Origin of the sequence: Streptomyces sp. CC224B (genome assembly GCF_030010595.1) — a bacterium.
GTDB classification, from domain to species: domain Bacteria; phylum Actinomycetota; class Actinomycetes; order Streptomycetales; family Streptomycetaceae; genus Streptomyces; species Streptomyces longispororuber.
Genome location: NZ_JASCXL010000091.1, coordinates 28,620 through 38,047 on the forward strand (window position 1 = coordinate 28,620; position 9,428 = coordinate 38,047).

Consider the following 9,428-nt stretch of genomic DNA (forward strand, 5'->3'; position numbering starts at 1 on the left):
CCCGCAGGCCCGGCCGACCGGCCCCCTCCGGTCGGCCGGGCCGCGCTGCGTGGGCCGCGCGCGGCCCCCCGTACCCGTCGCCGGGCCCACCCGAGAAGCACCCGGACAGCGACCGGCAAGCCCCCGGAAGCACCCCACCAGCCCCCGATCAGCCCCCGACCAGCCCCCGAGAAGCAAGAGAGCCAGGAGCCCACGTGCCTTCGACCACACCCTCGCCCCCACCGGCCGCGACCGGGACGGAGCCCGTCCCCCCGCTGCGCCGCAACCGGGACTTCAGGCTGATGTGGACCGGCGCCGGAGCCTCCCTCTTCGGCACGCGCGTCGCCGCCACCGCCTACCCGCTGCTCATGCTGTGGAGCGGCGGGTCCCCGGCCCAGGCCGGACTCGTGGGGTTCGCCGCGCTGCTGCCGCAGCTCCTCCTGCTGCTGCCCGCCGGGGTCCTGGTGGACCGCTGGGACCGGCGCCGGGTGATGCTCGGGTGCGACCTGGTCGGCCTGGTCAGCATGGCCAGCCTCGTGGTGGCGCTGGCCGGCGGGCGGCTGTGGGTGCACCACGTGATGGCGGCCGCCTTCCTGGAGGGCGCCGCCGTCATCCTCTACCGGCTGGCGGAGCGGGCCGCCGTACGCCACGTCGTGCACCCCAGCCACCTGTCGGCGGCGCTCGCGCAGAACGAGGCGCGCGGGCGGGCCGCGGGGCTGCTGGGCCAGCCCCTCGGCTCGGTCCTTTTCACGGCCTTCCGGTGGCTGCCGTTCGGGGTCGCCGCGCTCACCCACCTGGTGGCGCTGCTCACCCTGTCCGCGATCCGCAAGGACTTCCAGGACACCGACAGGCCGGCGCCGCGCGCCCTGCGCACCGAGATCGCCGAGGGCGTCGCCTGGGTGTGGCGGCAGCGGTTCATGCGCGCCGCGATCCTCCTGGTCGGCGGCAGCAACCTCGCCTTCCAGGTGCTCGCCCTCGCCCTCGTCCTGATCATCAAGGAGGGCGGCTACGAGCCGTACATGGTCGGCGTGCTCGGCCTGCTCGGCGGCGCGGGCGGCGTGCTCGGCGCGATGACGGCGCCGTGGTTCATGCGCCGCTTCCCCATCCAGGAGATCCTCGTCCTCGCCATGGCCCTGTGGGCGGCCCTCATGTGTGCGGTCGGCTTCGTCGGACACCCGGTGGCGCTCGGCGCGCTCGGCGCGGGCACCAGCGCGGCGGGCGCGCTGCTCAACGTCGCCGCGGGCGTGCACCAGGTGCAGGTCACCCCGGACGCGCTCCAAGGGCGGGTCAGCTCCGTGTTCACCCTCGTCGGCTCCGGCCTCAACTCCCTCGGCGCGCTCCTCGGCGGGGCGCTCCTGGCCGCCTTCGGCACCCGCACGACCGTCCTCGGGGTGTCCATCGGCATGACCGTCCTGACCGCCGTGGCGCTCTCCGCGCCCGTCATCAAACGGCCGCCGGAACAGCCCTGACCAGGCACGGAGCCCCCGCCGTCAGAAAAGCCTGACGGGGCCATAAAAAACTTCTGACAGGGCTGTCAGAGATCGTTGACAGCCCCTCGGGAGGGGCCGTAAGGTTTTTCTTACACGGAAGGGGGCGCGGTGATGAACGTGACCAACGTTCCCGCCCTCACGGGAAACGAGCTGCTCAAGGTCCTGGCGGCGCTGGCGAATCCGCACCGGATGCGCATCGTCGGAGCCCTCTCCGGCGGACGCAACTACGTCAGCAGACTCGCCCGCGACCTCGGCATGAGCCGCCCACTGCTCCACATGCACCTCCAGCGCCTCGAAGCGGTCGGCCTGGTGTCCGGCTCGCTGGAGGAGACCACGGGCGGACAGACGGTGAAGTACTACGAAGTGTCCCGGTTCGCACTGGACTTGACCCCGGAGAGCATCGCCGAAGCGACCCGGACCCTGACCGACCGGGCCGAGAGCGGACAAGGAAAAGAACGTGAGTGAGGTTGCCCCGATGTCCCCGACGTCCCCGACGCCTTCAGTGACCCTCGCCCAGGGCTGGGACAGCGACCCGGCAGGCACCCTCGCCGTCGGCGGCGTGTGCCTGCTCCTGATCGTGGTCGTCTGGCAGATAGCCGCCACCTGGCGGGCGCGGATGCTCGCCGCCCGCGAGGACCAGTACCGCGAGCTGGCGAAGAAGTACGCCCAGCTCCTGGAGGACAACGTCGAGATCCAGCGCCGCACCACCGACGAGCTGACGCAGGCCCGCAAGGCCGTCACGTCGATGGAGCGGATGATGCGCGAGATCGAGTGATCGCGTCATCGCGTCATCGCGTCATCGCGTCATCGCGTCATCGCGTGCTGAGTGATCCATTGATCGAGTGATCGCGTGGCACCGGCTCCCTGAGCCGTACGCGGACCGCGCGCCGGGCGGCAACCCGGACGCGCGGCCCCGCCGAGAAGCGCGCCGGAGCGCACGCGCCGTTGTCCCCACCACCCCGGCAAGGCCTAGGAACCGAAGGCCGGGGCGGTCGATGGCGCCTGCGTCGTAGGTCCGACACCTGAACGCACTCCACTGGCAGGAGACACTGTAATGCCCACCCTGGCACCCCCCACGCCGCCGCGGCGGGCGCGGCAACGCCGCGGTCCGCTCACCGAGCGCCTCGCCGGCTGGTCGGCCCGCAACGCCAAGAAGACCATCGGCGGCTGGCTCCTCCTCGTCGTCCTCGCCGTCCTCGCGGGCGGTGCCGCCGGCAGCGGCGCGAAGACCTCCGACGCGGGCGAGTCCGGCCGCGCCCAGCAGGTGCTGCGCGAGCAGCGGACCGACGAGTCCTACCGCGAGAACGTGCTGATCGAGGCGGTGGACCGGGACCGGAAGTTCACCGGCAGCCGCGGTCTCGAGGCCGCCGCGCAGGACGTGGCCGCGGCGCTGCGCGGGGCGAAGGGCGCCGCCACGGACGTCGCCTCGCCGCTGGACGGCGCCGCCGCGGCGAAGGAGCTCGTCTCCAAGGACGGCCGCTCCGGGCTCGTCACCTTCACCGTCCCCGGCCCGGCGGCCAAGGCCGACGCCCGGCTCGCCGAGGTCACCGCCCAGGTCGAGCGGGTCAAGAAGGCGCACCCCGGGGTGCGCGTCGCCATGGCCGGTGACCTGTCCCTGACGAAGGCCGTCAACAAGGCCGCCGACGAGGACCTGGCCCGGGCCGAGACGCTGTCCCTGCCGGTGACGCTGGTCATCCTGGTGCTCGTGTTCGGCGCCCTGGTGGCCGCGGCCGTGCCGGTGCTCCTCGCCGCGACCGCGACCCTCGCCGCGCTGGGCCTGCTCGGCCTGGTCGGCACGGTCATCCCCGCCAACAGCACCGTCTCCTCCGTCGTCCTGCTCATCGGCATGGCGGTCGGCGTCGACTACTCGCTGTTCTACCTGCGCCGCGAGCGCGAGGAGCGGGCCGCGGGCAAGCTGCCCCGCGAGGCGCTGCGGATCAGCGCCCGCACCTCGGGTCACGCCGTGGTCGTCTCCGGCATCACGGTCATGCTGTCCATGGCGGGCCTGTTCCTCACCGGCGTCGACGTCTTCAACGGCATGGCGGTCGGCACCATCCTGGTCGTCGGGCTCGCCAACCTCGGCTCCGTCACGGTCCTGCCCGCCTCGCTCGCGCTGCTCGGCCGCCGGGTCGACGCGCTGCGGGTGCCGTTCCTGGGCCGCGCCCGCACCGCCGCCGGCTCCTCCCGGGCCTGGACGGCGACCGCCCGGGCCGTCGTCCGCCGCCCCCTGGTGCTCGGCGGCGCCGCCCTGCTCGCCCTGGCCGCCCTCGCCGTGCCGGCGCTGGACATGAAGCTCAGCCAGCCCGGCCAGATCGACTCGCTGCCGCGCAGCATCGCGGCCGTCGACGCGGGCGTCCGCCTCCAGGAGGCCTTCCCCGGCGGGCCCTCCCCCGCCCAGGTCGTCGTCTGGGGCGAGGGCGCCACCGGCCCCGCCGCCGAGAAGGCCGTCCGGGCGCTGCGGGCCGAGGCGGCGAAGAGCGACCTGCTCGGCGAGCCCGTCACCGCGCAGCGCGTCGGCGACGTGCTCAGCGTCAAGGTCCCGCTCGCGGGCAGCGGCACCGACGCGACCTCCACCGAGGCCCTGAAGAGCCTGCGCGAGAAGGCGCTGCCCGCCGCGTTCGCCGGGGCCGGGTCGCTGCACTACGCCGTCACCGGCCAGACCGCGGGCCTGCACGACTTCGCCGAGGTCCTCGACGGCCGCACCCCCTGGGTCATCGGCTTCGTCCTCGCCCTCGCCCTGGTGATCCTCATCGCCGCGTTCCGCGCGCCGCTCGTCGCCGTGGTCTCCGTCCTGCTCAACCTGCTGTCGATCGGCGCCGCCTACGGGGTCGTCGTCCTCGGCTTCCAGAACGGCGGGCTCGCCGGGCCGCTCGGCTTCGACTCCTTCGGCGGCGTCGTCAACTGGCTGCCGCTGTTCATGTTCGTGATCCTGTTCGGCCTGAGCATGGACTACCACGTGTTCATCCTCAGCCGCATCCGCGAGCGCTGGCTGCGCGGCGACAGCGCCAAGCAGGCCGTGGTCGACGGCGTCGGCAGCAGCGCGGGCGTCATCACCAGCGCCGCCGTGGTGATGATCGCGGTGTTCGCGCTCTTCGCGACGCTCTCCGGCATCGACTACAAGATGCTCGGCGTGGGCATGGCCGCCGCCATCGCCATCGACGCCACGCTCGTGCGCGGCGTCCTCTTCCCCGCCGCGCTCGCCCTCCTCGGCGAGCGGGCCTGGGGCACGCGCCCCGCCCCGGCGGACGACGACACCGACGCCGCCACCGCGTCCGAGGACCCCGAGGCCACCGAGACCTCCCAGGCCCCCGAGACCCCCGAGTCGACCACCCCCACCGAGGCCGCCGAGCGGACTCCCGCACTGACGAGGAATGCCTGATCATGAAGCGCATGCACCAGAACAGCGCAGCCCGCGCCAGGAAGTTCACCGCGGCCGCCCTCACCGTCTCCGCCGCCGCGCTCGCCCTCACGGCGTGCGACCCCACCGGCGAGGAGAAGAAGACCAGCAGCACCTCGTACGAGATCACCGAGAAGGCCACCGCCCTGGAGGTCAGCACCAAGGGCGGCAACATCACCGTCACCACCACCGACGGCACCGCCGTCAAGGTCACCGAGACGCTCCGGTACACCGACGGCAAGCCGAAGACCAGCCACTCCGTGACCGGCGGCACCGTCGACCTGACCGACGGCGGCTGCGAGTCCGGCGACTGCTCGGTCGACTACCGCCTGGAGATACCCCGCTCCCTGACGGTGACCGCCGAGACCGACGGCGGCGACGTCGAGGGCGAGGGCCTCGCGGCCGACGTCACCGCCAAGTCCGCGGGCGGCGACATCAGCCTGGCCTTCACCGCCAAGCCCGGGAGGGTCCAGGCCGACACCGCCGGCGGCAACGTCGAGGTGAAGGTGCCCGGTGGCACGTACGCGGTGGACGCGAGCACCGCCGGCGGCGAGCGCAAGGTCGGCGTGACCCACGACAAGTCCGCGCGCAACAAGATCACGGCGCGCAGCGAGGGCGGCGACGTGACGGTCACCGCCAGCTGACGCACCTGGGGCACGCCGCGCTCCCGGGTACCGCGGGCCCTTCCCGGCCGCCGCGGGTCCTTCCCCGGCCGCCGCGGGCCACGCCCCGGCGCACTGAAAAAATATAGGCCCGGCAGGCACAGTACGGTCCCGGACGGATCCTTTCCGTCCGGGACTTCGCCGTTCTCGGCCCCGAGCAAAGGGTTCCACGCTCATGACTGTTGCCAACGCCGCCGCGGGCGCGGCCTGGTTCCGGGTGTTCAAGGCCCGGCCCGCCGCGCGCCTGCGCCTGATCTGCTTCCCGCACGCGGGCGGGGCCGCCAGCGCCTTCCACGAGCTGGCCGGGCACCTCCCGGACACCGTCGAGGTGGCGGCCGTGCAGTACCCGGGCCGCCAGGACCGCTTCACCGAGCCGGTGCCCGACACCCTGGACGAGCTGGCCGCCGAGCTGGCCGGGGCGGTCGCCGCGACCCTGGACCGGCCCACGGCGTTCTTCGGCCACAGCATGGGCGCCACCGTCGCCTTCGAGGTGGCCCGGAAACTGCGCGCGAGCCATCCCGGCGCGCCCGTCAGGCTGTTCGCCTCGGCGCGCAAGGCCCCGCACGTCGACACCCGCCGGGCGCTGACCTTCGCCGACGACGAGGCCGTCATGGACTACATCCGCGCCCTCGGCGGGGCCGGGGCCCGGCTCCTCGACGAGCCAGAGCTGCGCGAGCTGGTGCTGCCGGTGCTGCGCGCCGACTTCCGGCTCATCGCCGGGCACACCCACACGCCCGGCGCGCCGCTCGCCTGCCCCGTGACCGTGGTCATCGGCGACGAGGACGCGTCCTGCACGCCCGCGGACGCGCGTGAGTGGGCGCGGCACACCGTCGCGGGCCAGGACACGCACGCGCTGCCCGGCGGCCACTTCTACCTGGAGACCGCGGCCCGGCAGCTCGCCGACTTCCTCGTCGCGCGCCTCGACGCCGACGTGCCGGGCGCGGCCCCGGCGGCCGCGTCCCACGCCCCGGCCGGGGGCGGCCGATGAGCACCACGGCGACCAGCCCGTTCGACGACCCCGACGCCACCTACCTGGTCCTCGTCAACGCGGAGGACCAGCACTCCCTGTGGCCCGCCGCGATCGCCGTACCGGAGGGCTGGACCACCGTCCTCGCGGACGCCGACCGGGCCACGTGCGCCGCGTACGTCGAGGAGCACTGGACGGACCTGCGGCCCCGCTCCGCGCGGGTGTCCCCGGCGGGCTGAACCGCCGCCGCCACCCGGCCGCACCGCCACCCGGCCGCACCGCCGCCGGACCGCGCCCCGGCGGGCAGCCGCCCGCCACCCACCGCCGAGCCACCCACCGCCGAGCCACTCACCAGGGGAAGAAGCACCTTGTCCGAAGCAGCGTCCTTCACCCGACTCCCGCTGTCCGCGGCGCAGACCGGCATCTGGTTCGCCCACGGGCTCGACCGGACCGGGCACGCCTACACCATCTCCGAGTACCTGGACATCCAGGGCCCCGTGGACCCCGCGCTCTTCGAAGCGGCGTGGCACCGGCTCATGGCCGACACGGACGCCCTGCGGGTGCACAAGGTGGTGCAGGACCCGGACGGCTCGCTGTGGCAGTGCGTGGGCGAGGAGCCCACCGCCCCGCTCCTGCACCGGGACCTGAGCGGGTGCGCCGACCCCGAGGCCGAGGCCCTGGCCTGGATCCACCAGGACCTGGAGCGCCCCATCGACCTGGCCGTGGGCGGGCTCGGCGCGTTCGCGCTGCTGCGTCTCGCGCCCGACCGGTACTTCTACTACGCGCGCATGCACCACATCGCCATGGACGGCTACGGCGGCTCCCTGGTCTCGCGGAAGATCGCCGCGGAGTACACGGCCCTGGCCGGGGGCGCCCCCGCCGAGGACGGCGTCGGGCCGTTCCTGCCGCTGGCCCGGCTGCTCGACGTGGACGCGGAGTACCGCGCGAGCGAGAAGGCCGCCGCGGACCGGGAGTTCTGGCGGGAGCGGCTGCGCGACGCGGCCGAGCCGGTGCGCCTGAGCGACACCATGGCGACCGGCGCGCCGGTGCCCGCCGACCCCGGGGCGGTGTACGTGCGCCGCACGGCGCAGCTCCCGCCGGAGTTCACCGGCCTGCTCGCCGCGCGGGCCCGCGAGCACCGCACGCGCTGGCCGCTGCTGCTGATCGCGGTCACCGCGGCCTTCCTGCACCGCGCCACCGGCCGCCGCGAGGTCGTGCTCGGCCTGCCGGTGACCGGCCGGACCACGCCGGAGCTGCGCTCCACGCCCATGCTCTGCTCGAACGTGGTGCCGCTGCACGTCACGGTGGAGCGCGGCGACAGCCTCGCCGACCTCACGCCCCGCGTGTCCCGGGAGGCCCGCGCCGCGCTGAAACACCAGCTCACCCGGTATGAGGACATCCGCCGCGACCTCGGCCGCGGGGACGGCGAACTCGGCCTGGTGGGCCCGGTGGTGAACATCATGGCCTTCGACTACGAGCTGTCCTTCGGCGGCCACCGCGCGGTCACCCACAACCTCGGCCTCGGCCCCGTCGACGACCTGTCCGTCGCCGTGTACGACCGGGGTGACGGCAGCGGCCTGCGCGTCGACGTCGACGGCAACCCGGACCGCTACGCGGGCGCCGACCTCGAAGCCGTCCAGGAGCGCTTCCTGCACTTCCTGCGCCAGGTCGTGGACGCCCCCGACGTCCCGCTCGACAGCGTCGACCAGATGCCGGGCGAGGAGCTGCGGCGCGTCCTGCACGACTGGAACGACACCGCGCGCCCGCTGCCCGCCGCCGGGCTCACCGCGCTCTTCGAGGAGCGGGCCGCGCGCACCCCGGACGCGGTCGCGGTCACCGGCCCCGGCCGCGAGCTGACGTACGGCGAACTCAACGCCCACGCCAACGTCCTCGCGCACCGGCTGCGCGACCTGGGCGCCGGCCGGGAGACCCCGGTCGCGCTGCTCATGGAGCGCTCGGCGGCCGTCGTCGTCGCCGTCCTCGCCGTCCTGAAGACCGGTGGCGCCTACGTGCCGCTGCACCCGGCCTACCCGCCGGAGCGCCGCGCCTTCGTCCTCACCGACACCGGCGCCCCGCTGCTGCTCACCGACCGCCCCGCCGTCGAGGGCCTGCCCGACGGCGTCCGGCTGGTGCAGGTCCCCGGGGCGCTCCCGGAGCGGCCCGAGGACCCGGGCGACCCCGGACTCGCCGTGGACCCGGACCAGTTGGCGTACGTGATGTACACGTCGGGCTCCACGGGCACGCCGAAGGGCGTCGCCGTGCCGCAGCGCGAGGTGGCCGCCCTGGCCCTGGACAGCCGCTGGCGCGACGGCTCCCACGAGGCCGTCCTGATGCACGCGCCGCACGCCTTCGACGCCTCGACGTACGAGATGTTCGTACCGCTCCTGAACGGCGGCCGGGTCGTCGTGGCCCCCGCCGAGGTCACGCCCGAGTCGCTGCCCGCCCTGGTGCGCGACCACGGCGTCACGGCGGCGTTCCTGACGGTGGCCCTGTTCAACCTGGTCGCGGCGGAGAACCCGGCGGCCTTCACCGGCATGCGGGCCGTCCTCGCGGGCGGCGACGCCGTGTCCCCGGCCGCCCTGCGCCGGGTGCGCGAGCACTGCCCCGGCGTGCGGCTCGGCAACGGCTACGGCCCGACCGAGGCGACCACGTTCGCCACCGTCCACTGGCTGCCGGAGGGACCCGTCGCGGACGCTCAGCCGATCGGTGCGCCGCTGGACAACACGCAGGTGTTCGTCCTGGACGCGGCGCTGCGCCCGGTGCCCGTCGGCGTCACCGGCGAGCTGTACCTCGCGGGTGCGGGCCTGGCCCGCGGCTACCTCGACCGGCCCGGTCTGACGGCCGAGCGGTTCCTCCCCAGCCCGTACACCGCCCCGGGCACGCGCATGTACCGCACCGGCGACCTCGCCCGCTGGCGCCCCGACGGCACCCTC

The 9,428-nt window shown here is 74.6% G+C and carries 8 protein-coding genes; all 8 read left to right on the forward strand.

Going from position 1 to position 9,428, the window contains the following annotated elements; all coding sequences use genetic code 11:
• The first annotated feature begins 194 nt into the window (after positions 1-194).
• Positions 195-1,448, forward strand: coding sequence for an MFS transporter (locus QK440_RS29930; RefSeq protein ID WP_282796361.1), 1,254 nt, complete (start codon positions 195-197; stop codon positions 1,446-1,448).
• A 132-nt stretch (positions 1,449-1,580) separates the two neighbouring features.
• Complete coding sequence (locus QK440_RS29935) at positions 1,581-1,934, forward strand: winged helix-turn-helix domain-containing protein (RefSeq protein WP_190138513.1); 354 nt, start codon at positions 1,581-1,583, stop codon at positions 1,932-1,934.
• Positions 1,927-2,244, forward strand: coding sequence for a hypothetical protein (locus QK440_RS29940; RefSeq protein WP_282796362.1), 318 nt, complete (start codon positions 1,927-1,929; stop codon positions 2,242-2,244). Before QK440_RS29935 ends, QK440_RS29940 begins: the two co-directional genes overlap by 8 nt.
• A 279-nt stretch (positions 2,245-2,523) precedes the next feature.
• Entirely contained in the window at positions 2,524-4,848 is a 2,325-nt protein-coding gene (locus QK440_RS29945; RefSeq protein ID WP_282796363.1) for an MMPL family transporter, read from the forward strand.
• A 2-nt stretch (positions 4,849-4,850) separates the two neighbouring features.
• Positions 4,851-5,510 carry a DUF4097 family beta strand repeat-containing protein gene (locus QK440_RS29950; RefSeq protein WP_282796364.1) on the forward strand — a complete coding sequence of 220 codons (660 nt, stop codon included), beginning with the start codon at positions 4,851-4,853 and terminating at the stop codon, positions 5,508-5,510.
• Between the two features lie 193 nt (positions 5,511-5,703).
• Entirely contained in the window at positions 5,704-6,516 is an 813-nt protein-coding gene (locus tag QK440_RS29955; protein ID WP_282796365.1) for an alpha/beta fold hydrolase, read from the forward strand.
• Complete coding sequence (locus tag QK440_RS29960; protein WP_282796366.1) at positions 6,513-6,734, forward strand: MbtH family protein; 222 nt, start codon at positions 6,513-6,515, stop codon at positions 6,732-6,734. Before QK440_RS29955 ends, QK440_RS29960 begins: the two co-directional genes overlap by 4 nt.
• Before the next feature lie 129 nt (positions 6,735-6,863).
• A partial coding sequence (locus QK440_RS29965; RefSeq protein WP_282796367.1) for an amino acid adenylation domain-containing protein occupies positions 6,864-9,428 on the forward strand: 2,565 nt, incomplete at its 3' end.